At 69.6% G+C, this 23,186-nt stretch carries 23 protein-coding genes; 10 read left to right on the top strand and 13 right to left on the bottom strand.

What is annotated here, in order from left to right; translation table 11 throughout:
- Window positions 1-498: 498 nt before the first annotated feature.
- The 5 genes from ACIQOU_RS28660 to ACIQOU_RS28640 all read right to left on the bottom strand — a co-directional run bounded on the left by ACIQOU_RS28660 (window position 499) and on the right by ACIQOU_RS28640 (window position 5,673).
- Window positions 499-1,242 (bottom strand): HAD family hydrolase, encoded by a 744-nt coding sequence (locus tag ACIQOU_RS28660; RefSeq protein WP_401540908.1) that lies wholly within the window; start codon window positions 1,240-1,242, stop codon window positions 499-501.
- Window positions 1,242-2,123: a winged helix-turn-helix domain-containing protein gene (locus ACIQOU_RS28655; RefSeq protein ID WP_401540905.1), complete on the bottom strand. Its 882-nt coding sequence runs from the start codon at window positions 2,121-2,123 to the stop codon at window positions 1,242-1,244. The genes ACIQOU_RS28660 and ACIQOU_RS28655 overlap by 1 nt, the downstream gene beginning before the upstream one ends.
- Before the next feature lie 158 nt (window positions 2,124-2,281).
- A complete protein-coding gene (locus ACIQOU_RS28650) occupies window positions 2,282-3,196 on the bottom strand; it encodes a winged helix-turn-helix domain-containing protein (RefSeq protein WP_401540902.1) in 915 nt (304 codons plus the stop codon).
- A 420-nt stretch (window positions 3,197-3,616) separates the two neighbouring features.
- Window positions 3,617-4,897 carry a GNAT family N-acetyltransferase gene (locus ACIQOU_RS28645; protein WP_401540899.1) on the bottom strand — a complete coding sequence of 427 codons (1,281 nt, stop codon included), beginning with the start codon at window positions 4,895-4,897 and terminating at the stop codon, window positions 3,617-3,619.
- Between the two features lie 137 nt (window positions 4,898-5,034).
- Window positions 5,035-5,673 (bottom strand): aerial mycelium formation protein, encoded by a 639-nt coding sequence (locus ACIQOU_RS28640; protein ID WP_401540896.1) that lies wholly within the window; start codon window positions 5,671-5,673, stop codon window positions 5,035-5,037.
- A gap of 161 nt (window positions 5,674-5,834) precedes the next feature.
- On the opposite strand from ACIQOU_RS28640, the gene dtd reads away from it, so the two are divergent.
- Window positions 5,835-6,260, top strand: a complete 426-nt coding sequence (gene dtd, locus ACIQOU_RS28635; RefSeq protein ID WP_401540893.1) for a D-aminoacyl-tRNA deacylase — start codon at window positions 5,835-5,837, stop codon at window positions 6,258-6,260.
- A gap of 60 nt (window positions 6,261-6,320) precedes the next feature.
- Here dtd and ACIQOU_RS28630 read toward each other — a convergent pair whose 3' ends face one another.
- From ACIQOU_RS28630 to ACIQOU_RS28605, 6 genes are all read right to left on the bottom strand, one after another.
- A complete protein-coding gene (locus tag ACIQOU_RS28630) occupies window positions 6,321-7,286 on the bottom strand; it encodes a YgfZ/GcvT domain-containing protein (RefSeq protein WP_401540890.1) in 966 nt (321 codons plus the stop codon).
- A 33-nt stretch (window positions 7,287-7,319) separates the two neighbouring features.
- The gene (locus ACIQOU_RS28625) at window positions 7,320-7,778 is read right to left on the bottom strand and encodes a Fur family transcriptional regulator (RefSeq protein ID WP_401540888.1); all 459 of its coding nucleotides are present in this window, start codon (window positions 7,776-7,778) and stop codon (window positions 7,320-7,322) included.
- A gap of 95 nt (window positions 7,779-7,873) precedes the next feature.
- Complete coding sequence (locus ACIQOU_RS28620; protein ID WP_401540885.1) at window positions 7,874-8,449, bottom strand: FABP family protein; 576 nt, start codon at window positions 8,447-8,449, stop codon at window positions 7,874-7,876.
- Window positions 8,450-8,693: 244 nt separating this feature from the next.
- The gene (locus ACIQOU_RS28615; RefSeq protein ID WP_401540882.1) at window positions 8,694-9,563 is read right to left on the bottom strand and encodes a hypothetical protein; all 870 of its coding nucleotides are present in this window, start codon (window positions 9,561-9,563) and stop codon (window positions 8,694-8,696) included.
- Window positions 9,560-10,375, bottom strand: coding sequence for a hypothetical protein (locus ACIQOU_RS28610; RefSeq protein ID WP_401540879.1), 816 nt, complete (start codon window positions 10,373-10,375; stop codon window positions 9,560-9,562). The genes ACIQOU_RS28615 and ACIQOU_RS28610 overlap by 4 nt, the downstream gene beginning before the upstream one ends.
- Window positions 10,372-11,070 carry a hypothetical protein gene (locus ACIQOU_RS28605; protein WP_401540876.1) on the bottom strand — a complete coding sequence of 233 codons (699 nt, stop codon included), beginning with the start codon at window positions 11,068-11,070 and terminating at the stop codon, window positions 10,372-10,374. Before ACIQOU_RS28605 ends, ACIQOU_RS28610 begins: the two co-directional genes overlap by 4 nt.
- A gap of 100 nt (window positions 11,071-11,170) precedes the next feature.
- Here ACIQOU_RS28605 and ACIQOU_RS28600 point away from each other — a divergent pair, with 100 nt between their 5' ends.
- Window positions 11,171-11,533 carry a DsrE family protein gene (locus tag ACIQOU_RS28600; protein WP_401540873.1) on the top strand — a complete coding sequence of 121 codons (363 nt, stop codon included), beginning with the start codon at window positions 11,171-11,173 and terminating at the stop codon, window positions 11,531-11,533.
- A 129-nt stretch (window positions 11,534-11,662) separates the two neighbouring features.
- On the opposite strand, the gene ACIQOU_RS28595 is transcribed toward ACIQOU_RS28600, so the two are convergent.
- Window positions 11,663-12,220, bottom strand: coding sequence for a hypothetical protein (locus ACIQOU_RS28595; protein ID WP_401540870.1), 558 nt, complete (start codon window positions 12,218-12,220; stop codon window positions 11,663-11,665).
- Between the two features lie 340 nt (window positions 12,221-12,560).
- Complete coding sequence (locus ACIQOU_RS28590) at window positions 12,561-13,595, bottom strand: peptidoglycan DD-metalloendopeptidase family protein (RefSeq protein WP_401541290.1); 1,035 nt, start codon at window positions 13,593-13,595, stop codon at window positions 12,561-12,563.
- 534 nt (window positions 13,596-14,129) lie between these two features.
- Between ACIQOU_RS28590 and ACIQOU_RS28585 the strand changes: the two genes are divergently transcribed.
- The 8 genes from ACIQOU_RS28585 to ACIQOU_RS28550 are packed head-to-tail and all read left to right on the top strand — an operon-like array spanning window position 14,130 to window position 23,142.
- Entirely contained in the window at window positions 14,130-14,915 is a 786-nt protein-coding gene (locus ACIQOU_RS28585) for a hypothetical protein (protein ID WP_401540867.1), read from the top strand.
- Window positions 14,912-15,238: a hypothetical protein gene (locus ACIQOU_RS28580; RefSeq protein WP_401540864.1), complete on the top strand. Its 327-nt coding sequence runs from the start codon at window positions 14,912-14,914 to the stop codon at window positions 15,236-15,238. Before ACIQOU_RS28585 ends, ACIQOU_RS28580 begins: the two co-directional genes overlap by 4 nt.
- Window positions 15,238-16,008 carry a hypothetical protein gene (locus ACIQOU_RS28575; protein ID WP_401540861.1) on the top strand — a complete coding sequence of 257 codons (771 nt, stop codon included), beginning with the start codon at window positions 15,238-15,240 and terminating at the stop codon, window positions 16,006-16,008. The genes ACIQOU_RS28580 and ACIQOU_RS28575 overlap by 1 nt, the downstream gene beginning before the upstream one ends.
- On the top strand, window positions 16,001-17,815 hold the full coding sequence (locus ACIQOU_RS28570) for a conjugal transfer protein TrbL family protein (RefSeq protein ID WP_401540858.1): 1,815 nt from the start codon (window positions 16,001-16,003) through the stop codon (window positions 17,813-17,815). Before ACIQOU_RS28575 ends, ACIQOU_RS28570 begins: the two co-directional genes overlap by 8 nt.
- 3 nt (window positions 17,816-17,818) lie before the next feature.
- Window positions 17,819-19,345: an SCO6880 family protein gene (locus ACIQOU_RS28565; protein ID WP_401540855.1), complete on the top strand. Its 1,527-nt coding sequence runs from the start codon at window positions 17,819-17,821 to the stop codon at window positions 19,343-19,345.
- A complete protein-coding gene (locus ACIQOU_RS28560; RefSeq protein WP_401540852.1) occupies window positions 19,345-20,895 on the top strand; it encodes a type VI secretion protein in 1,551 nt (516 codons plus the stop codon). Before ACIQOU_RS28565 ends, ACIQOU_RS28560 begins: the two co-directional genes overlap by 1 nt.
- A complete protein-coding gene (locus ACIQOU_RS28555) occupies window positions 20,892-22,628 on the top strand; it encodes a type IV secretory system conjugative DNA transfer family protein (protein ID WP_401540850.1) in 1,737 nt (578 codons plus the stop codon). The genes ACIQOU_RS28560 and ACIQOU_RS28555 overlap by 4 nt, the downstream gene beginning before the upstream one ends.
- 55 nt (window positions 22,629-22,683) lie before the next feature.
- Window positions 22,684-23,142 carry a hypothetical protein gene (locus tag ACIQOU_RS28550; protein WP_401540847.1) on the top strand — a complete coding sequence of 153 codons (459 nt, stop codon included), beginning with the start codon at window positions 22,684-22,686 and terminating at the stop codon, window positions 23,140-23,142.
- The last annotated feature ends 44 nt before the right edge of the window (window positions 23,143-23,186 follow it).

Here is a 23,186-nt window from a genome sequence, read left to right as displayed (position 1 = left end):
CGACGTGGGAAGGAGATGCTGCGCCCACGGGCTACTCCGGATGCAAAAGAAGAACGTTCAGACCACCCCCAAATGCTAACGGACCCCCCCAACCCCCCAGCTCACCCCGAGCACACAACCAACGGCCCGACAACGCCGGAAAGGGGCGCGAGACTGCATCGATACGCAGCTCCCCCACGCAGGCGCAACAAGCCGCACCCGACAACGCACCGTTCTTTCCAGGGGCGCGAGACTGTATCGATATGCGGCTCCGCCGCGCGGGCGCGACCAGCCCCAACGGCGCCGCACCCGACAACTCACCGCCCTCCCCAGGGGCGCGGGACTGTATCGATATGCGGCTCCGCCGCGCGGGCGCGACCAGCCCCAACGGCGCCGCACCCGCCCACAACCCGTCTTTCAGGGGCGCGGGGCTGTATCGATATGCGGCTCCACCGCGCGGGCGCAACAAGCCCCGACGGCGCCGCACCCGACAACGCACCGCCAGCCACGCCGCACCCCTCACCCCCGCAGCACCCGCAGCACAGGCAGAAGCGACGTCGTCACGACCCCCGCACCCCCCTCCCTCAAGACCCTCGCCTTCCCCCCATCCCGGGCGAAGCCCAAGAACGCCACCCCGGCCCGCCGAGCCGCCTCACAGTCGGAGACAGAATCCCCGATCATCAGCGCCGCCCCAGGCGCCACCCCCAACCCCCCCAGCGCCTGCCGCAAAAAGTGCGGGTCCGGCTTCAGCCGATGCAACTCCCGCGTCCGCCCGTACAGATGCGGCGCGAAACACCCCAACAACCCGCGCCCCTCCAGATACGCCCGAGCCACCCGAGCGGAGTTGTTCGTGGCGACGGCGAGCCGCGTACCGACCGCCGTCCAGGTACGGATCAGCGGATCGGCGTAGGGCGTCGGCCAGGCGGCCGGAACGGCGGTCAACTCGTGCCGGGTGAGCCGTTCCTCCAGCTCGGCGACGAGGTCGCTGCCCGGGTGGCGCCGGTCGACGGCGCGCAGGACGGCATGCGGATCGTCGGTGTCCCGCTCGTCCTCGGTCAGCAGTTCGCCCAGGCCGCGCGCCGCGAGCCAGTCCAGCAGGTCGGTCGCGACGTCGTGCGCCGGATGCCCGGCGAACAGACGGCAGACGGGCCCGTCGAAGTCCCACAGGACGACACGGGGGCGGGTGATCAGGTCCCGGAGTTCCTCGGGGTCATTTTCGGTCTCTTCCGGCACCGCTTCGGTCTGCGTCGTATCAGAAGTCACTAGGAGAGTGTCAGGTCCGTGCTGATGGTTTCCCAGAGGGCGTCGAACCACTTCTGCGATTCGTCCACGAACGCCGCGTCCCGCTCACCTGCCGTCCGCCCGAAGGAGAAGAGCAGCGACTCGGTGCCCAGCACGTCGTACATGTCGAGGGTCTCGCCGTCGGTGGTCTCCTCGCGGCGCGAGACCATGTAGTAGGCGATGAGGGCCTCGGTCTCGTTCAGCAGATACAGCTTCACCGGCGGGGTGAATGGCAGCGCCCTGAAGGTGACGTGCACGTCGATGCCGTGCGAGGAGCGCAGCGAACGCAGGTTGTGGCGCAGCACCTGGCCCTGGGCGTTGCGCTGCTCCAGCCACCGCCGGTGCACGGGGTCGGGGTCGGCGTCGCCGCGCCCGTCGACCGGCACCGGGAACGCGAGGTCGATCTTCCGGGACGGCAGCAGGATGCGTACCTCGATCGACTCCGGCTTCAGCTGCCCCGCGTGGATGCTGCGCAGCGGGTCCCCCAGGGCCAGCATCAGGGTCTCGGCGGTCAGACAGGCCGCGTCCACCCGTACGTGCCGGGCCGCGAACGCCTCCGCCAGCCGTGGCGCCAGGGCCACCATCGTCGGCTGGGGCCCGCCCTGGGTGGGCGGCGGATGGGCGATGCGCGGGGGGCTGCCCTTGCTGACGTTGCTCAGGAGACCGTCGTCCTGAAGGGCGCGCAGGGCCAGCCGAACGGTGCTGCGCTCCACGTCGAACGCGTCGGCCAGCTCGGCCTGCGTGGGCAGCCGGTCGCCCGCCTTGAGATCGCCGGTGCGGATGCGCTCCCGGAGGCTGTCGGCGATCTCCTGGGCGGAGCGCTTCCTGCCGTTCACTGCCACGTTCTCCTGGGTCACGACCAAACGTTACAACTGACGTCCATCTACGGCGAGTTGTCGGCAAGTTGTTGACGAGTACCAGCCAAGAGGCGACCACGTCGGGGAAGTTGGCCGCCAACTGGGGGAAGTTGACGGGTACCTCGGGGGCGGTTTCCGACCGGTGTGCCCCCGCCGGACGGCCGTCAGTCGGTGAGCACCAGCTCCGAACTGATCGTCCCCCACAGCGCGTCGAACCACCGGTGCGACTGCTCGACGAACGCCGCGTCCCGCGCTCCGGCCCCCCGTTCGAAGGCGAACAGCAGCGAACGGGTGCCCTCCGCGTCGTACAGCTGGAGCCGCTCGTGGTCGATCTCGGCCTCCTGGCGCGACAGCGTGTAATAGGCGAAGAGCGCTTCGGAGTCGTTGAGCAGGTACAGCTTCACCGGCGGAGTGAACGGCAGTGCACGGAACGTGACATGGACGTCGATGCCGTGCGTGGAGCGCAGCGCCAGCAGGTTGTGCCGCAGCACCTGGCCCTGGGCGTTGCGCTGGGCGAGCCAGTGCCGTCGCGGCCGATGGTCGGGGGCGGCCTCCACCAGGGTCGGGAACGCCAACTCGATGTCCCGGCTGGGCAATAACACCCGTACGTCGACCTTGGCCGGTTCCAGCCGCCCGGCGTGGATGCGCCACAGGGGCTCGGCGAGGGCGAGGTTGAGGGAGACGGACGTCAGACAGAGGGCGTCCAGGGCGACACGCGGGGCGTCGAAGGCGGCGGCGACCCTCGGGGCGAGCGCCACCGTGGTGGGCAGCGGGGGCGGGGCGGGCCCGGTCGGGAGCCCGGCGTGGGTGGGATTCCCGGCCACGGTGGCGGGGCTGCCCTTCGAGACGTTGGTCAGCAGGCGTTCCGACTGAAGGATTCGCAGCGCCTCGCGCACGACGGCACGCTCGACGCCGAACTCGTCGGCCAGGGCTCCCTGGGTGGGCATCCGCTGTCCCGCCCGGAGTTCCCCGTTACGGATGCGGGCCCTCAGCGTGTCCGCCACCTCGTGTGAGCGCTGTGGCTGCTGTGGCCGCGGTGACGTGGTCTGCTCATGGGCAGAGCCGTGTTTCGGGTCCACCGTAAAACCGTACAACTTCTCGCCATCTTTGGGCAGTTCATGATGAGGTGGTTATAGGCCTCTTCCAAGTGGAGATAAGTAGAGAGAAGTTGGTGGCCAACTTGAGCAACCTGGTTGCTCTCCAGGGTGGTTGGCCTGTAGAACGATGAGAGCGAAGAGGGTTCCGTTCCGGAGGGGAGCCGGGACCCGACGCGCACACCAAGCCGCACAGCCACAACAGAACACCGACAACAGCACAGCAGCCGTACCGCACACACCGGACCGCTGCACCCTTGCGCACAGCCACAACTGAACAGCACGCCAGCACAGCACAGCCATAACTGAACAAGCACCACTACGGATGAGTCATCGGGTGACCCCCACAGGGTCACCCGCATGCCGTCCAGCACAGACACCGCGATGCCTCAGCCCGTCAGCCCCTCAGAACTGGTCCGGGCACCACGGCCGCCTGGACGTGCGGAACAGGGCGTCCGCCCGCGCCGCGCCCCCGCGCTCCTCCCGCACCCGGCCCAGCGCCGCGAGCCGCAGCGCCGACTCGTCGCCCAGCCACAGCATCGCCAACTCCGTGACTCCCAGGGTGAGTTCGGGGCTGCGCGTGGTCGGCACGCAGGACGCCCCGGCGGTCGACGCATCGAGCAGCCAGCGCCCGCCGGTCAGCCCGGCCGGGTCGGCGACCTCGATCACGAGGCTGCCCTCGCCCTCGTACGTCCGCGCCTCCAGCGCCGCACGGACGTCCAGAATCCGCACCCACAGCCAGTCGGTCAGGGTGGTGGCGAGGGCCGCCCTCGGGTCCGGCAGCAGCAGTGGGAGCAGGTCGTCGGGGGCGCGCAGGTCGCTCTTGACGTGGGTGACCCAGTCGATCGAGCAGAGGTAGTGCCACAGGGCCCGTTCGGCGTCCGGGGTCGCGGCGAGCAGCCCGCGCACGGTCGCCGTGTGGTGCGGCTGCTTGGCGTCGCCCCAGGTGTCGTCGACGTCGTAGGTGACCAGCCCGTCGACGGTGCCGTCCGCCGCCCGATACACCGCGTGGAACGGTTCCGTCCACTGGGTGTCCAGGCGGAGGACGCCCGTCCTGGTCCGCCACCACCAGGCGTCCCGGCTGACCACGCCGGGCACCGCCGCGCGCACCCGCTCGTGCAGCCCGGGCCCGACCGCGAGGACGCCCTCGGGCTCGACCAGGTCGATCCGCCCACCGGCCGACGGCACCGGCGCACGCGGGTCGAGCCCGGCGCGCCGCACGTCGACGTTCCAGCGGGCCGCACCGGTGGCGGGGCCGAACCCGAACCGGCCGTAGATCGGATACTCGGCGGCGATCAGCGTGGCCACCGTGTCGCCGCGCTCCTTGGCCGCCGCGAGATCCCCGTTCATCATGCGGGTGAGCAGGCCGCGCCTGCGGTGGGTGGCGGAGACGGTGACGCCGGTGACCGCGTCGGCGGCGACCGGCCGGCCGCCGACCGCCGTGACCTGCTGGTCGAACGAGCGGAACGTCGCCACACACCGCCCGCCGTCGAACGCCCCGAGGAACCGTCCCGGCTCGAACTGCTCACCGTACGCCGCGAGTTCCTCCACCGGCACCACCGGCGACTGCAAGAACCCCGTCCGCACGGCTCGCAGCCACTCCCCCAACTCGTCCTCGGAGATGGGCCGAACGGCTGTACCGCCGAGGTCGGCGGGGCGGCTGAGGTCGGTGCGCAAACTGGTCATACCCCCACGGTATGCCGCCACGGATCAAGGCGTCGCGGAGATTTCCGGAGCCCGGAAACCACCCCGGCCCCTCCCCCTGCGCCCCTCAGATGCGCCCCTCAGACGCGTCCCTCAGACGCGTCCCTCAGACGCGTCCCTCAGATCAGCAGGTCGTCCACCTGGGCCTCGCCCTCGCGGTAGCGGCGGGTGATCTCGGCGCTGCATCCGTCCGCCGTGCGCTGGAGGCGCTGTCGGCACCAGGAGACCTGCTGTTCGTAGCGGATCAGCCGTGCCATCGCGGTGTTCAGTTCCTTGTCGGTGCGGGCGGCGAGGTCGGAGAGTTCGACCTCGGCGAGCATGGCGGAGGCGAGCCGCCGGTACTCCTCGCTCTGCGGCGTGCCGAGGGTGACATGGCGGGCGGAGGACCGGTGCCGGGCCGGGGCGTCGGTGAGGATCTGCGAGAGCCGTTCGACGACGCTGCCCTCACCGCCGTTCAGGACGGGGCGTCGGCGGGACAGTTCCGCGCGCAGGATGTCGATACGGCCCTGGAGCAGGCGGCGGACGTAACTGAGGTCGGCCTCGTCGCGCTGGGCGCCTTGGCGCAGGGAGCGCAGTTCGGGCAGGCTCAGAGCGGTGAGGTCGTGCTCGGGCGGCGCGACGGGCAGCCCGGGTGTCCCGATGGCCGTCGGGCCGGTCGGGCTGTCGACGCGCTGGACGGGCGGCCTGGCGCCGGCGAGGTCTCCCGTACGGGTCGGCCGGGCCGCGCCGGGCGGGTGCCCCATGTTCGGTGTGCTCATGTGCCTCTACCGTCCCCTCGACCGGCGTGTGGGAAAGCATCGTGCCACCCCAAGCGGTCGCCATGTGACCGAAGTGCCCCCGAACGGCCCCACATGGGGGGTTAAGGATCAATAAGAAGCCCCTGTGCGATCGCCCTCGAACGGACCGGCATGATGGTCGTATGCGAGCGGTGGTACAGCGGGTCGACGGCGCGTGTGTGGTCGTCGACGGTGAGACGGTCGGGGAGATCTCCGGCGAGGGCCTGTGCGTCCTGGTCGGCGTCACGCACGAGGACACCAAGGAGAAGGCGGCCCAACTGGCCCGCAAACTCTGGTCGATCCGGATGCTCCAGGACGAACGGTCGTGCGGCGACATCGGCGCACCGCTGTTGGTGATCAGCCAGTTCACGCTCTACGGCGACGCCCGCAAGGGCCGCCGCCCCACCTGGAACGCGGCCGCCCCCGGCGACGTCGCCGAGCCCCTGGTGGACGAGGTCGTCGCCCAACTCCGGGCGCTGGGCGCGACGGTGGAGACGGGCCGCTTCGGCGCACAGATGCGGGTGTCCCTGACGAACGACGGCCCCTTCACGGTCCTGCTGGAGATGTGAACCCCGCGGTACCCGTAGGTCTGCCGAGCTACGGGTACGGGCGCCCCGGGCACCCCTCCCCTACGGCTCGACCACCGTCTCCTGGGCGGCCGCCGTGTCCCCGGCCATCAGGTGGGCGTCCGTGGCGACGTTCCGCTTGATCAGGGCGAGGGCGACCGGGCCCAGCTCGTGGTGGCGGGCGGACGTCGTGATGAAGCCGATCTTGCGGCCGTCGGGGCCGTCGTCCGCGATCCGGATCTCGGTGCCGGGGCCGGGCAGCCGCACCTCGCTGCCGTCGAGGTGGAGGAAGACCAGGCGGCGCGGCGGCTTGCCCAGGTTCTCCACCCGGGCGACCGTCTCCTGGCCCCGGTAGCAGCCCTTGTTGAGGTGGACGGCGCTGCCGATCAGGCCCAGTTCGTGCGGGATCGTGCGGTGGTCGGTCTCGAAGCCGAGGCGCGGCCGGTGCTGCTCGACCCGGAGCGCCTCGTAGGCGAGAATCCCGGCCGCGTGACCGGTCCGTTCCGCGTACGCCTCCAGGTCGGCCCGGGGCAGGAAGAGGTCCCGCCCGTACGCCGTCTCCCGCACCGCGACGCCCTCGGGCACCTCGGCGATGGAACCGGCCGGGAGGTGGACGACGGCGATGTCCTCGGTGCGGTCGGCGACCTCGACCCGGTAGAAGAACTTCATCGAGTCCAGGTAGCCGATCAGCGCCTCGCGGGTGCCGGGCTCGACGTGCGCCCAGGTCGTGACGCCGTCGTCGACCAGGTAGAGCGCGTGCTCGATGTGGCCGTGCGAGGTGAGGATCAGCGCCTCGGTGGCGCGGCCGGGGGCGAGGTCGGTGACGTGCTGGGTGATCAGCAGGTGCAGCCAGCTCAGCCGGTCGTCGCCGGTGACGGCGACCACCCCGCGGTGCGAGAGGTCGACGAATCCGGTGCCGTCGGCGAGGGCACGCTGCTCACGGAACAGGTCGCCGTAATGGGCGGCGACGCCTTCGTCCACGCCCTCGGCGGGAACGGCGCCGGGCAGGGACAGCAAGGGACTCTTCATGAACCCAAGCCTACGGCCCGGCACCGACAGTCCTCACGCCCCGGGAGACCCCGCCGCCCCAGCGGCGCCCGCCGCGCCCCGCGCACATGTCTCGCACCGCCCGAAGATCGCGAAGTGCTTCATGTCCGTCTCGAAGCCGAACGTGTCCCGCAGCTTCGCCGTGAACTCGGCGGCGACGGAGACATCGGCCTCGATCACGTTCTCGCAGTCGCGGCAGACGAGGTGGAGGTGGTGGTGGCGGTCGGCGAGATGGTAGGTGGGGGCGCCGTGGCCGAGGTGGGCGTGGCTGACCAGGCCCAGTTCCTCCAGCAGCTCCAGGGTGCGGTAGACCGTGGAGATGTTGACCCCCGACGCCGTCCTGCGTACTTCGACCAGGATGTCGTCGGGGGTCGCGTGCTCCAGGGTGTCGACGGCTTCGAGCACAAGCTGTCGCTGCGGCGTCAGCCGGTAGCCGCGCTGCCTGAGATCGCTCTTCCAGTCGGTGCTCACCACACCCCCGAGTCTAGGACTACTTGAGGAACCCGGGTCCAGGACCACGGGAAGGACTGTGTGAGGAACGCGGTCCAGGCCTACTTGAAGAACGGTCCCTACTTGAAGAACGCGATGCCGTCGTCCGGCATGTCGTCGGGGAGGGCCTTGGCCCAGCGTTCGACGTCGTCCGGGGTGACGACCTTCTTCAGGTGCGCGGAGAGGTAGGGGCGCAGCTCGACCTCGGGGGTCTGCTTCTCGCCGACCCACATCAGGTCGCTCTTGACGTACCCGTACAGCCGCTTGCCGCCGGTGTAGGGCCGGGAGGCCGCCGTCCGGGCCACCGCGTCGGTGACCAGGTCGATCTGCGGCTTCTTGTCGGCCAGCTCGCCGTACCAGATCTCGATGACACCGTCGTCGCGGACCATGGTGACCTCGACCTTGCGGTCGGCGTCGATCCGCCAGAAGCCGGACTCGGTCTCCAGCGGGCGGACCTTGTTCCCGTCGTTGTCCAGCACCCAGGAGTGGGAGCGGTACTCCAGGAAGTCCCGGCCGTCGTGGGTGAAGGAGACCTCCTGCCCGAAGTTGCACTTCTCGGAGCCGGGGAAGTCGTGCACGCCCGCGCCGGCCCAGTCGCCGAGGAGGAAGGCGAGGGGGACCAGGTCCCGGTGGAGGTCGGACGGAATCTCGATCATGAGCGCAGTTTCTGGTCGGTTCCTGGGGCGGGGGTCAGCGCTGGCCCTGGTACAGCTTCTTCACGGTCAGACCGGTGAAGGCGAGAACGCCGACGCAGACCAGGACCAGCAGGGCTTCGAAGAATGCCTCAAGCACGGGGTGCTCCTTGAACGAGGTGGGGCGGTACTAAGGCCGGGCCCCAGCTTAGTCGGCCGGGGCCCGGACCTCCGAGCGAGGTGGGCCCTGCGGGTGCGGGGCCCGGCGTCAGCCCAGCAGCTGGCTCTGGACCACCACCGTCTGCTGGAACGGCACGTCCGCCACCCCACCCTTCCTGGCCTGCACGACCAGCGCGAGAACGTCCCCGGCGGTGAGGTACGCGTGCCGGGTCTGCTCGGCGCCGTACGGCTCGGCCTCGGCGTAGGCGTAGCGCTGGACGTGGTCGACGGCGGCGTTGTCCGGGAAGCTGTCGTCGAAGAGGTTCATGGCCGTGTCGCGCGGGCGGTAGCGGACGGCGGGGGACGGGGCGATGCTGTCGCTGACGTTGTCGTCGGCGAACAGGTCGTCGACGGCGGCCGCGGCGGCGAACCGGAGCAGGTAGACGCGGGTGCGGATGCCGTCCGGGGTGCTCCAGCCACGGGCGGCGACGTCCCGCAGCCCGTGGTCGACGAGCTTCAGCCGCAGCGCCTCGCGCTCGCCCTTGTCGCCGTACTCGGCGTAGAAGCCGTCGGCGGTGGCGCGCAGCGCCCGGTCCGGGGTGGCGCCGGTGGGCGCGGGCAGCAGGAGGGCGCGCAGGTCGGCGTAGTGCACCCCGGCCTTGTTCGACTCGGCGAACGGTCCGGGCAGGCCCTTCGGCAACGGCGCCCTCGTGAGCGTCGGATACGTCCACCGCCCGTCCGACTCGGTCGCGAGCCCGGGCAGCTCGGTCCGTTCCACCCCGGTGACCCCGAAGGCGACCCCGCCGCCGACGACCGCGAACACGACGACGGCGGCCCCCCACCGCAGAACGGCCCGCAGCACCCTCCGATCCTTCACGGGAGCGGGCAGGGGCGGTGCCGGTGGCTGGTCGGGCAGCGGCGGAACGGCGTCGGCGGCCGGGGCCTGTCCGTCGTTGTCCGGCGTGGTCTGGTCGGTCATACGGCCTCCCCGGGTGCGGCGATGCGGTCCAGTTGCCCGGCGAGGAGCATCGCGATGCCCTTGCCGTCGAGGGGGGCGACACCGGCGGCGTTGGCGGTGACCAGGACGTCTCCCTGGTGGGCCGAGCAGACGAGGCGCTCGATGTCGCCGTTCCGGTCGGCGTCGAAGTCGACGGACGCGAAGAAGCACCGGGCGTCCTTGTACCCCTTGACCTGCGGGCCGTTACGGAGGTCAAGGGCGTCCAGGAGGCGGATGCTGGTGCTCGACAGCTCCTCGGCGTGCGCCCGGCTGGCCATCCGGGTCACGGTGAGGTTGACGGTGTAGATCCCGGCGTTGGTGTCGAGGGCGTGCGGCTCGCCGCTGAGGTAGCTGCGCAGGGCCATGCCCTTGACGGGGCGCTTGTCGTACTCCTTCTCCAGCAGGCGGCGCTGGGAGCGGGGCAGGACGCTCAGTTCCTTCTTGCGCAGGGCCTGCGCCTCGGCGCCGGTCAGCTCGGTGTCGTTCCCGAACTCCTGGACGTCGGGCCCGCGCGTCCAGCCATCGGTGCCGAACGGCACGAGCAGCGCCCCGAGCCCGTGCGCGGACACGGCGTTCGCCTCGACGGGCGGGTCGCTGGGGAACGTCCAGACGGCCACCCCGGCATCCCGGTCGGCCTCCCGCACGGCGACGAGGGTGGCGCCGACGCCGACGAGCACGACCAGGCCGAGCAGCAGCCCCCCGGCGAGGCGAGCGGCGCGACGGCGGTGCGGGGAGGGGGCGGGAGACGACCCGGAGCCCTCCTCGGGAAGGTCGCTTTCCTTGGGGTCGGTCACAGCCGCTCCATCTGCTGTTTCGCCAGGTCCATGATCGCCGCCTTGGTGATCGGAGCGGAGTCGTAGACCCAGATCCCCAGGACGACATCGCCCCGGTAGGCGTGGGCCTGGGCGCTGTACTGGGGCAGATAACCGGCCTCGATCGTCGGCTTCGTCGCCGCGTACACCATCCCGGTGCCGGTGCCGGGGATCGGCCAGCTGTCGGTGCCCGACTCGCGGTCGGCCCCGTACTGGTTGCTCTCGACGACGTCGGCGGCGGCGAAGCTCTCCTCGTGCCGGAACTGGGAGAGCCGGATCTCCACCACCCGCTCCCCGCTCAGCCAGCCGACGGCGGCGGTCCTGCGGAACTCCTCGCCGACCAGCTCGCCGAAGGCCTCTTTCGGCCCGTTGTGGGCGGCGGCGGCGTCGGCGAGGTCCATCCAGCCGTCACCGCTGATCCAGTCGGCGCCCTCGGCCCCGGCCGGCTTCTTCAGCAGCAGGGCACGCAGGTCACGGTCGGTCGCGGCGGCCACCGGGGTGGGTGCCGTGCCGGTCGCGGCGGCGAACGTCGGCTGGGACAGCGAGGGCAACGCGCTCGGCGCCCGCCCGGCCTGCACGAGATAGCCGACGCAGCCCCCGGCGACGACCCCGAGCACGACGGCACCGGCGACCAACGACCAGCCGCGCCCCCGCCGAGCCACTTCAGGTACTTCCAAGACGTCCCCCACGAACATGAAGCGCGCATGCCATATGCACACGCACGGGAGACTCGTGGATATCGCCGTGAGTTGTGGGGGAGTTGATTACGATTCGGTCATGGCGAAGAAGCTCGTGATCAAGGTGACGGCGGGCGCGGACGCCCCGGAACGGTGCTCGCAGGCGTTCACGGTGGCCGCGGTGGCCGTGGCCAGCGGCGTCGACGTGTCCCTGTGGCTGACCGGCGAGTCGGCCTGGTTCGCCCTGCCGGGCCGAGCCGCCGAGTTCGAACTCCCGCACGCGGCACCGCTCCCCGACCTGATCGACACGATCCTTTCGACGGGCCGACTCACCCTCTGCACCCAGTGCGCGGCCCGCCGGAACATCACAGAGAACGACGTCATCAAGGGCGTCCGCATCGCGGGGGCGCAGGTGTTCGTACAGGAGGCAATGGGGGAGGAGACACAGGCGCTGGTGTATTGAACAAGCGGGGCATCGGCCGTCTACAGCCGTGTTTCACCGCCGTCGCCATCCACCGGACCTGACCACCTGACCACCTGACCGGACACAACGCGACGCTGGACACCCGGAAGCGCCCGTCGAGGCAGTCGGCTAAGGCCCCGCCTCACCGGGTATCCGCCCGGCCGGACTGCCCGTGACGGAGTGCAGTTGCTCCCGGATGCGGCGGGCGATGGCCGAGTCTGCGCCGTGGATGCCGGTGACGACCGTCAGCAACTCGGTGCCGAGCCGGAGCCGGTCCGCCTCGGGGGGCATCGAGTGCCACAGACTGTAGGCGCGACGGGTCGCCGCGTCGACATCCGGATGGCCCGACCCCTGAGCGTCGGCCCTGAGCTGCACGGCGTGCAGATACCAGGCCAGCCCGGTGCCGTAGTCGCCCACCAGAGCGGCGAGATAGCCACGGACCTCACGGACCTGGACAGTGTGCAGGTGCCCCTCTCCGTACTCGGCGGCTACGTCCTGATCGAGTTGTGCGGCGAGCGCAGCCGCGTCGCCCAGGCCGCCTTCCTGCGCGATCTCGGCGACCTCGACCAAGCGGACCCGCAGGGTCTCAGGGGGAAGCCCGTGAGGGACCGCCGTCGCACCGCCGGCGGGTACGGCCCAGAACTCGGGCGTCACAGTGCCCCAAGGGCGATAGAGCGGCTCGGACATGGACGTTCTCCCCTGCTGCTGCGGTACGCGGCGTACCGTTCCATCATGCGCCGATCGGCCGTGACGGCCGCTGGGCAACTCCCAGCTGGGCAGGTGCGACGGCCGACACTCGTCGCTCGCCCACCTGCCTCTCACGCGAATCCCCCCGACCTGCCATCAGATGCGCGTTCAGACCATGAACTCCGAACCCTGGTAAGGGAGTCGGTGACCGGGCGCACGCGTGCTGAGGTGCGACAGCGGGCCATGGCGGCGCAGAGGGAGGGAGAGGCAGAGATCTCCCTTGCCGGACACAACGGCCACAAGGCGCCCTACGGGCCGGCGACGTTCGGCAGGGATGGAGTCAGATGCCGATGCCCTTCTTGCGGAGATAAGGCAGCGGGCTGATGTCGCTGCCGTAGTCGGGGCCCGTGCGGATCTCGAAGTGCAGGTGCGGGCCGAAGGCGTTGCCGGTCTCGCCGGACAGGCCCACGAGCTGTCCACCACTGACACTGTCACCGACGGACACCCGCACCCTGCTCAGGTGGGCGTACTGGCTGTACATGCCGTCGGGGTGCCGGATGACGACCTGATTGCCGTACGCTCCGCCGGGACCGGCCGCAACGACCTTGCCGGGCCCGACAGCCCGTACGGACGTGCCCGTGGACACCGCGAAGTCGATGCCGGTGTGGTAGCCGCTGGACCAGGCGCCGCCCTGTTGGTGATAAGGCGTGCCCAACTTGCCCTCGACCGGAGGGCCCCACTCTCCTGATGCCCCTGACGCACCCGAGGTGTCCGGAGCCGTCAGCTTCTCCACGTTGGCCATGATGACCTTGACGTAGTTGTAGGTCTGCCCGTCGGCGAACGCCGCGGGCGGGACGCCGTTGTACTGCTGCACTCGGCCCCAACCCGCGTTGTACCCGGCCAGCGCAAGCTCGATGGGTGAACCGTTGTACTCCGGGTGCTTCTTAGCGGTCTTGAGCAGCTTGCACATCATCTGCCCCTGCGCCGGAATAGCGTCCTCGGGGTCCCAGACGTCCTTCTTGCCGTCACCGTTGCCGTCGACGCCTGCGGTCGCCCACGTGCTCGGTATGAACTGGGCGATGCCGTCGGCGATGGGCTTCCCGTTCGCGTCCTTGGACTGGGCGTTCGGATTGAATCCGCTCTCCTGCATGATCTGTGCGGCCAGAACAGCCGCCGGCAGACCGGCGTCGCAATCGGCCGCGGCCTGTTCGATCAGCCCGGCGTACTTCGCGGGAACGAAGCCCTTGCCGACCCTCAGCGATCCGGCAGCGCTCGGTTCGAAGTCGCCACCGCCGCCGTCGTCGTCGTCGCTGGCCACGATGAGCAGGACGATGCCCATCCCCAGCGCAAGCGGACTGACGACGAAGGCCGCCAACGCCAAAGCGATCCCCCGTTTGGCCTGCAAGCCGCTCCCCCTCTGCCGCACGGCACACCTTCGGCCCCGTTTCCGCTCCGGCCCCGAAGCCGTCAGACCCCCTCGGGAAATCGGGTGACCGGACACCCCCTCACAACCGAACATAAGATTGGCACACTGCATGCCCTGCCCCAAAGAGAGTTAAAGAGGGGCGCGGCATCGCCACCCGCACGACGGACGAGCGAAAGGGGCGATGAGCCACAACAGCCACAACTGGCGCCGTACATAGGCAAACAGACGGACCGTCCGCATCAGGGACAACCCTTGAGTGTCACTGGCCTGACATAGACTTCCGGACACGCGTTCACTTCCCGACGATCGTCGAAATGAGCGCGTTGCCGTACGGGGGAAGTTTTGACCAAGAGATCATCTTTGGCTGCGGTTTTACCTGACCAATCGCGTTTGTTCATACCGGTGTTGGGCGCCACAGGCGGTAGCGGACGGTCGATCACGGCAGGGCTGCTGGGCTGTTCGTTCGCGTCCGCCGGAAGCAGCGTGGTCCTTGACACGGCACCTCGCCTCGCCTCGCCATGGCCGTCCTGGCCCGCCGAGAAGGGAACAGGTCTGGCCGCGCTGCCGCCGGACCGGCCGTTCACTCGTGGGCAGGCACGCGCCGCCGCCTCTGGCTTTCCCGGGCCCCACGGTGTCTGGAACGTACTGACAGACCATCAAGAATGGCACCAGGGACCGTTCACATCGCCCTCCGATCCGGCGGCCTGGTATCAACTCGCGGCCGGTGGCGGATGGCAGGCGGTGGTAGCCGATACCACCCATCCCGTGGCCCATGACATCGTCACCGCGCGGGCGAGCGGCCATCCCGGTCAGACCGTGACCTGGTGTTCGCTGCCCTTCTCGGTACCCGTCCTCTCCGCGCCGGCCACCGGCCCCGGTGTGACCGCTCTCCAGACGGCGCTCAAAGCCGCGTCCGCGGAAGGACTCCCACTCCGACGCACGGTCGTGGTCCTCACCGCACCGGGTGAAGGCCGGCTCCCGCCGTCGGTGAAGGCCGCGGCGACCATGCTCCAGCCCCTGGTGTCCGCCGTGGTGAACCTGCCGTTCGATCCGCACATCCGCAACCACGGTCTGGCCGATCCGGACCGCCTCGGCCGCCGGACGCACGAGGCGGGTGCCGCCTTGGTGACGGCGGTGATGAGCGCGGCGCACCGTGCCTGGGGTGATCCCCTGCCTCCCGCCCACGTGCCCGCCGCGCTGTCGGCCGCCCCGCCCGTTCCTCCAGCCCGACCCACCCGACCTGCTCCTGAAGGGGTTCTCACGACATGAGCCAGATGCACCACGCTCTCAACGACCTCATGACGCTCGCCGCGGACCCGGTGATTCCGGGCTTCACGCCTTCTCTGCCCGGAACCCTCCAGACCCCCACGGGCAAGATCCTGGGCTGGACTGCGGGCGGCGGCCTCTCCATGGCGGTGCTGGGCGGCCTGGCCGGCTGGGCCTGCGTCGCCGTCGGTCACAACACCGAGCGGGCTCAGCTCGCTTCGCGCGGCAAGTCGGCCATCGTCTGGTCCGTCATCTCCGCTGTCGGCATCGGCGTGACCTCGGGTCTTGTCTGGGGCTTCTACTCCATGACGCAGGGTGGTGCCTGATGGCAGACCCTTACCAGGTCAAGGTCCGCCGGGCACGGCTGCGGCTCGCGGGCATCGGCATCGCGACCGTAGCCGTGCTGGCTGTCGGCGCGACCCTCGCGGTGACGATGCTCGACGACGACACCTCTGGCCGGGCGGCCGGGAAGACGTCGCCCGGCCCGACGTCGTCCGCCTCCTCCGCACCACCCTCGGTCAAAGAGTTCACCCCGGCCACCGCGGCCCGTATCCGCCTGCTCAAGCCGACGTCGAACACGGGCGGCGTCATCGGAACGGGCTTCGAGCACTCGGGGCTCGGCGTCACATCGGCAGCCGTCTCCTACTGGGAGGAACTGGATCTCCTGGACGACGTGCTCGCGGAGAAACAGTGGACGGCCATCGCCTCCAAGGATTCCCCCGCGACGATCGACCAGGGTGTCAGCGAGGTCCGCAAGGTCCGGGAGGGGGTGGGGCTCACGCCCTCCGGGAGCACCCCGGACGGCATCACGTTCACCACGAGCGTGCGGGCGGCCCTCGCCCGCTCGCTGGACTCGACCGGTGACGTCGTCAACGTGTGGCTGTACTTCGACCGGTACGCGACCATCCGCGACAAGGGCGCCGACAACAACCCGCTGCGGGACCAGACCACCGACCTGATCCTCACCTGGGAGGACGGCGACTGGAAGGTGACCACCGACCCGAAGTACACCGCCAAGGTGAAGGGCCCCCACGCCTACGACCCGAACAGCAAGTACGCATGGGCGGACGGGTGGAGGCAGGTCGCCGATGAGTAGATCCCTCGCCCGGCTCGGGGTCCTTCTCGCCGCACTGCTCATTCTCATGGGGTCCGGGGTGTCGACAGCCCTGGCCGGGGCCAAGCCACCAGACCCCTACCCGCCGGAGCTGAGCCACGGCGAGACGGTCGGCATCAACAAACAGACCGGCGAATATTGCGACCTCTACGACTCCGACACGAAGAAGCGGCTGAACTGCCGAGCCCCCGAGGACTGCCAGGACTACCCCGCGGGCATGACGGTGTGCATCGGCGAGGGCTCCGCCGATCCCGAGGACGCGCGCACCTTCGAACTCAACGAGTTGAAGCGCTGGGAGAAGACAGCCGACAAAGGCGCAGCCAACTACGAGAAATTCCACAGCTATCTCGTCAAATGCGTGAAAGAGGACAAGAAGGCTTTCTCGGTCTGCAAGAACGAGGCTTCCAACAAGTACCCTCCGCCCGCCAAGACTCCGCTGGACTGGGTGTCGGGCAAGATCAGTGAGATGGCCGCCAACGCCCTGGAGGAAGCAGCCTCCATGCTGGGCCACTCGGTCGTCTGGGTACTGAAGCAGTTCGCGGATGTCTTCAACGACGTCAGCACGATCCGTCTGGCAGACACCGGGATCGGACCGGTGCTCGGCATCACCACGGGGTTGTCGGTCATCATCGCGGCGTTCCTGCTGCTGGTGCAGTTCGGCAAACTGGCGATCTCCCAGCAGGGCGGCCCCCTGGTCACAGCCGTCACCGGTCTGGCCAAGTGGGGCGTGATTCTTGGCGTCTATCTCTTCGCCGTACAAGTGGCCCTCGACTGGTCCGACACCCTCAGTACCGCCCTGATCAACTACACCTTCGACAGTGGCAGCCCCGGCGGTGACGCGTCGAAGGCGATGGAGAAGCAACTCGGAACGCTCTTCGGGGGACTTGTCGGCGGCGGAGGTGCGGCGGCCGCAAGCACCGCGCTGATCACCGGAAGCGGCATCGCACCGACCGCGGTCGGCTTCGTGATCATCATCTCGATCGTCTGCATCCTGGCGATCGGCGCCCTCTGGATGGAGATGCTGATCCGACAGGCCGGCATCATGATTCTGGTCTCGATGATCCCCATCGCCCTCGCCGGCTCCATGTCCGACGCCACCAAGGACTGGTGGCCGAAAACCCGGAACGCGCTCATCGCCCTCATCCTGATGAAGCCGGTCATCGTGATCGTCTTCTCCATAGGGTTCTCGGCGATGTCCACCGCAGAGGGCGCCCAGAACGTCATCGTCGGATTGATCATCTTCGTGGTCGCGGCCACCAGTTGGCCCGTCCTGGCCAAATTCATCGTCATGACCGGCAGCGGCGACGGTTCGTCGACCGCCTCGGGCATGATCAGCAGCGTCGGCAGTTCCGCCAGCAGCATGTTCGGCGGGAACCAGCCTGCCCTCAGCGGTGCGGGCACCGCCGGGGGCGGCGGCAACTACACCAAGGCCCTGGAGAGCGAGAACTCCAGTAGCGCCGACGGTGGGGGCCGTGGCGCCTTTTCCAAAGCCATGACGGGCAGCAAGAGCGGCACCTTCATGAACAAGGCCGGCGGCGTCGCCTCGGTCGGGCTCCAGCTCGCAGCCGTGGGCAAGGACGTGGCCGAAAGCTCGTTCGCAAACGCCGCGGCCAACGCGGGTCTGGGTTCTGGTTCCCCGGGCGGCCGTCATGTCGTGGTCCCGCCTCGCGGCGGTGAGGAGGCACCCGCGTCCGCTCCCGAGGCCCGGGCAACGTCCCAGGAGAGCGACCCTCCTCCACCCGCACCGTTGTCGACGCCGACGACGCCCACCTCGCCGGAAGGGGATTGACCCGTGGCCCAGACCGAACCCGCCCTGTACGGCGGTTGGCAATCGGAGCGCTCCGGCTTCATGGGGAACCTGAGCGGCCTCGGCTTCATCCTCCTGGCAGCCGCCGCGGTCATCGCCATGTTCCCCATCTACACCCGCTCCTGGGGCGCCGCCGTCCTCGCTCTCCCACTGTCCGGCGTGCTGCTCGTGCTCGCATACGGGCGGGTGCTCGGCCTGTCGGCCGACGAGTGGATCATCCTCGCAGTAAGGCATCAGATCGCCGTGGCAACCAACCGCAATCTCTTCTTCTCCGGGCTGTTCGCCCCCCGGACAAAGGACGGCGCCCAGCCGATGGACCTGCCCGGGCGGCTCGCCCGGCTGCACCTTCTGGAGGCACCGGACGGACTCGGCGGGCAGATCGGGATCATGCACAACCCGATCGACAACACCTATACGGCCATCTGCCGGGTCACTTTCCCCGGCCTGGCCCTGATCGACACCGAGCGTCAGAACGCCCGCGTCAAGGGCTGGGCCACTTTCCTGCGCGGTCACTGCAAGGAGGACGGGGCGATCACCAGGATCTCGGTCCACCAACGAAGCCTCCCCGACGACGGTGCGGCGCTGCGCTCCTGGACCGAGCGTCACATGTCCCCCGACGCCCCCGCGGTCGCCGTTCAGGCCCTCGACGAACTCATGCAGGGAGCCGGTCCCGCCGCGATCACCCGCGAGACCTATCTGTCCATCACCCTGTCCTCCGCCCGCGCCCGGCTTGCCGTAAAGGGTGCCGGTGGTGGCCAGATCGGCGCGGCCGCCGTCCTCGTCCGCGAGATCAACGCCATGGCGAACTCACTGTCGAGCGCCGGTCTCCAGGTCACGGAATGGCTCAGCCCCCGAGGTGTCGCCCAGGCGATCCGCACCGCCTTCGACCCCGAAGCCCAGCTCTCCCTCTCCGCCCGCAACACAGCAGCGGACGAACCGCGCTGGGACGGCGCCCCGAAGGGGGTCGCCCCGGAGGTCGCAGGACCGGCAGCGACGGAAACCGTCTGGGGTCTCTACCGTCACGACGGCGCGTGGACGGTCAGTTACCAGGTCAGAGGATTCCCCCAGTCGGAGGTGTACGCGACCTTCCTCCAACCGCTCTTGCGTCCGCGCAGCAACGCGCGCCGATCCCTCACGCTGGTGTACGAACCGATCGGTCCGACCAAGGCACGGCAGGAACTGGCCCGCGAGAAGACCAAACGGGAAGCGGCACGGAAACTGCGCTCGAAGACCGGCAGGGCGGAGAGCGAGGACGAGCGCCGCGAGTCGATGACAGCGCGGGCCCAGGATGCCGCCCGGGCGAGCGGGCACGGTGTCGTTCGGCTCACGGCGCTGATCGCCGTCACGGTGACCGACCTTGAGCAGTTGGAGACCGCGTGCGCCGAGCTCCAGGCGGACGCGTCCTCGGCCGGGTTGGAGATTCGCCGCGCATGGGGCGCCCAGGACGATGCGTTCACCATCGCGGCCCTCCCGCTCGGCCAAGGACTGCCCGACCGACGAGTGGGTCTGTGATGCCGTTCTTCTTCCGTGGCAAAGACGGTGGCGACACCAGACTGAAAGCCGCCCGGCTGGGTGACTTCCTCAACGAGTTCGAAGGCATACCCACCCCCCGACAGCTCTCCACGCGGGAACTGCGCCGCGCCCGGCTGCTGGAGAGTCCCGAGGCGGCCATGCGTGTCGCGCCGCGCAAGGGCTGGGCCCAGCCTTTCGCTGGGCGGGCAGCCTCACTGGCGAAGGCAGAGGTCTTCCGCGCCGACACCGAGCGCGCCAGCGGCGTCTACCCGTTCCTGCACGCGGCGACACTGCCGCCGATCGGTGTATACGTCGGCTGGAACACCATGACCATGCAGGCCTTCTCGGCGCACCCGGCCGCTTGGGTCCGTGAAGGCCTGTGCACCAACCCGAACGTCATGGTGACCGGCATCCCGGGCAGTGGGAAGAGCGCTCACATCAAGGCGCTCTGCTTCCGTCTGATGGCACTGGGGCATCGGACGCTGATCGCGGGCGACGTCAAGGGCGAGTACAAGGCGCTCTGCGAACACTTGGGGGTCGAGCCGGTCCGCCTCGGCCCCGGCCTGCCGGGCCGGCTGAACCCCCTGGACGCGGGCCCGCTGGGCTACGAACTGGAGAACATCACGGACCACGCCGTCCTCCAGGCCCGCCTCAAGGAGATCCACCGCCGAAGGCTGACGCTTCTCAAGGCCCTGCTGGAGCTCCAGTTGAAGCGGAACCTGCGACCGCAGGAGGAGGAGTGCCTCGACGTCGCGGTCCGCGAGGTCACCGGCGAGCTTTCTGGGCAGAGCCACCTGGAAACACCGACGCTCCCCCTCGTCTACGCGAAACTGCGCGACCCGAGCCGGGCCATGGCGCGCGAATTGCGCGTGCGGGACGACGACATTCAGCTCGCCCGGGAACAGATGGCGTCCCTGCGTTCCGCACTCGGCGGGATGATCACCGGCCATCTCGGCGGCCTCTTCGACGAGAAGACCTCGATCGGTCTGGACTGGAATGCCCCGATCCAGTCCGTCGACATCTCAGCCCTGGAACAGTACGGGGACGAGACCGTGGCGATGGTACTTACCTGTGTCTCCTCCTGGGCCCAGTCCGCGATCGACCGGCCCGGCGAACGTCCCTGGATCGTCGTCCGGGACGAACTGTGGCGGCAGATGCGTTCCGGCGGCGCCGCCATGGTGCGGAAGATCGACGCCGATCTGCGTCTCTCCCGCGCGACCGGCACGATCCAGCTCCTGGCGACGCACCGGCTCAGCGACTTCGAGAGCGTTGGTGCCGCCGGGTCGGAAGCGACTGCCATAGCCAAGGATCTGATCGCGAGCTGCGAGACCCGCATCCAGTTGGCCCAGGACACCAAGCCCCTTCAGATGACGCGCGAGGCGATCGGGCTGACCGATGCCGAGTGCGAGCTGATCGGAAGCTGGGGCGCCGGCCAGCGCGGCAGAGCCTTGTGGAAGGTCGGACGCGGTGGCGGATCGCACGCCGTCCAACTGCTGCTGTCCCACACCGAGAAGGCCTTGTTCGAAACGGACGAAAGGATGGTGGTGTGACCGTGGCCGATCGGAGCACCGGCGCCGGACTCGACGACAACACGCTGCTCGCCGCGTACGGAGTGGGATTCGCCGTGGGGTTGGGCGGAGCTGTACTGATCGCTGCCCCGCTCGCCGCCCTGTTGTCCGGTCACGGGTGGGCCCGTGCGAGGACAGGCATCCCAGAGACCGTGCTCCGCGCCCTGGTCGACGGCCCCGGCACGGTGTTCTCCCCGGCCCCGCCCGCCTGGCTCTTCTACGTACTCACGGTGGCGTTGCTGCTGACGTTCTTTCTGACGCTGCTCAAGATCGTCGCCAGGCTGAACTCCGGCAGCCACACCGGCGGCGCCCAGTGGGGCGGCACGAAAGTCGAACGCAGACTCAGGGCCCCCCAGGACCCGAAGCTGCGCGCCAACCGCATCACCGCCGGGCGCGGGGCACAGACCAACAAGATCGTGGCCGCCCAACCCAACATCAGCGCAACGGTGTTCGGCGTACCGGGCTCTTCCAAGACCACCGGCCTTGTGCTGCCCAACGCCGCCGAATGGCAGGGCCCGCTGGTGGTGACCACCACCAAGGCCGCCGACCTCGACATCATCTACGCCCGCCGCCTCGCCCTGGGCCCGGTCTGGGTGATCGCGCCGGCCGGCGTCCCCGGCCGGGAGACCGACAAGTGGTCCCCGGTGGAGTACTGCACCGACGCCAAGGCCGCCGACCGGATGGCCGGGTGGATGGCCGAAGCCTCCACGGCCGGCGACGACCAACGCGCGGCTCCCTGGATCGACCAGGCCAAGAGCGTCCTCAAGGGCGTACTGCTGGCCGCGAACCTCTCCGGCGGGGGCATCGACGCCATGCGCCGCTGGCTCTCCCTGGGCAAGGACGCCGTCGACCACGTCCGCTCCGTCCTCCAGCAGCACGGCTATACGGAGGTCGCCGACGACTACGCCTCGCCCTGGCTGCGGCTGCACGAGGACGGCGTCGGCTCCATCCAGTTCAGCCTCAACGTCCTGGCCCGCGTCTACGCCGACGAGGAGGTCCGGGAGACCTGCTCCGGCACCGACTTCAGCGTCGAGGACCTGCTGGCCGAGAACGGCACGGTCTGCCTGATCGCCTCCGAGGCCGATGCCGACCGTTTCGCCCCCCTGCTGACCTCGATCATCGCTTCAATCATCCATGGCGCCGAAGCCGCCTACAACGCCACCGGCACACCTCTTGACCCGAGCCTGGGCGTCATGGTCGACGAGGCGGGCAACATGCTCCGCTACCCTCGGCTGCCCAACATCCTCACCACCGGCCGCGGTATGGGCATCAATGTGCTGACCGTGTGGCACGACCTGTCCCAACTCCGGGAAAGGCTCGGCACTCAGAAGGCCAACACCGTGCTCTCCGCAAGCGGCCTGCGCATGCTGCTGCCCGGCTGCGGCGACCTGGAGACGCTGCGCTACTTCTCCGGCCTGTACGGGCGCACCGAGATGATGCGCACCTCCCACGGCCGCTCCCGCGGTGAGCTCTCCACCAACACCTCACCCACCGAGACCGACCTCGCCCCGGTGCACTCCCTACAACAGCTCAAGGAATTCACCGCCATCGCCCAGTACTCCAATCAGCCCCCGATCAAGGTGAAGATGCGCCTGACCTTCCGCGACCGTGATCTCAAACAACTACTCGCGGCCCCACGGCAGAGCACCGGGAACAGACCGGTCGACTTCGGCAAGACCCCGGAGACTGCGGTGGAGAGCGCGAACCATGACTGACCACTTCGCCGAACCGGCTCCCCCCTGGCCCGCCGGTCCCCCTGTCCCGAGCACGGTGACGGAGCCACACCACTGGGTCTGGTCGGCCATGTCCCCGCCGGAACGCCGCAGCCGGCTGCGTGAACTGCGCCGCTGGGTGGAGTGGCTGCGCTACACGGCCGAGCTGCACAACGAGATCCCGCCCTGCTGGTACCGGCACCGGTGGGTGCAGGAGATCCTCACCGCTCTGTACGTGGGCTGGGTGCGCGCCTACGAAGGCGGGGAGGTACCAGGGCGGGAATTCTCCGAGGCCGAGTGGATCAGCACGGTGCACGCACTCCGCCCGTACCTGAAGCTCCCGGCCTGCGTCAGCGGTCACCAGGAGCTGCCGCCTCCGCCTCCGCCTCCGCCGGCCCCGGGGGCGGAGGACGACTTCGAGATGTACCTGGCCACTTCCGTGGACACCACCGCCCCCGCCCGGCATCCGGCCGAGGCTGAAGTACGCCGGATGGCCACTGAGGTGGCTCCGCCATGACGCCGAGGCGTTGGAGGGCGTCATGGCGGACAAGCCGGAGCGGA

The sequence above is a fragment of the Streptomyces sp. NPDC091279 genome (genome assembly GCF_044757465.1).
Taxonomy (GTDB): Bacteria; Actinomycetota; Actinomycetes; order Streptomycetales; family Streptomycetaceae; genus Streptomyces.
The sequence above is the reverse complement of the archived record's forward strand: the minus strand, read 5'-3'. Positions and strand labels throughout refer to the sequence as shown.

Bases quoted from the DNA above. Each gene is read 5' to 3' on its own strand.
- ACIQOU_RS28570 (WP_401540858.1), top strand. From the start codon at position 16,001: ATGAGTAGATCCCTCGCCCGGCTCGGGGTCCTTCTCGCCGCACTGCTC.
- ACIQOU_RS28600 (WP_401540873.1), top strand. From the start codon at position 11,171: ATGGCGAAGAAGCTCGTGATCAAGGTGACGGCGGGCGCGGACGCCCCG.
- ACIQOU_RS28630 (WP_401540890.1), bottom strand. From the start codon at position 7,286: ATGAAGAGTCCCTTGCTGTCCCTGCCCGGCGCCGTTCCCGCCGAGGGC.
- ACIQOU_RS28615 (WP_401540882.1), bottom strand. From the start codon at position 9,563: ATGACCGACCAGACCACGCCGGACAACGACGGACAGGCCCCGGCCGCC.
- ACIQOU_RS28595 (WP_401540870.1), bottom strand. From the start codon at position 12,220: ATGTCCGAGCCGCTCTATCGCCCTTGGGGCACTGTGACGCCCGAGTTC.
- ACIQOU_RS28580 (WP_401540864.1), top strand. From the start codon at position 14,912: ATGAGCCAGATGCACCACGCTCTCAACGACCTCATGACGCTCGCCGCG.
- ACIQOU_RS28620 (WP_401540885.1), bottom strand. From the start codon at position 8,449: ATGATCGAGATTCCGTCCGACCTCCACCGGGACCTGGTCCCCCTCGCC.
- ACIQOU_RS28575 (WP_401540861.1), top strand. From the start codon at position 15,238: ATGGCAGACCCTTACCAGGTCAAGGTCCGCCGGGCACGGCTGCGGCTC.
- ACIQOU_RS28640 (WP_401540896.1), bottom strand. From the start codon at position 5,673: ATGAGCACACCGAACATGGGGCACCCGCCCGGCGCGGCCCGGCCGACC.
- ACIQOU_RS28560 (WP_401540852.1), top strand. From the start codon at position 19,345: ATGCCGTTCTTCTTCCGTGGCAAAGACGGTGGCGACACCAGACTGAAA.
- dtd (WP_401540893.1), top strand. From the start codon at position 5,835: ATGCGAGCGGTGGTACAGCGGGTCGACGGCGCGTGTGTGGTCGTCGAC.
- ACIQOU_RS28645 (WP_401540899.1), bottom strand. From the start codon at position 4,897: ATGACCAGTTTGCGCACCGACCTCAGCCGCCCCGCCGACCTCGGCGGT.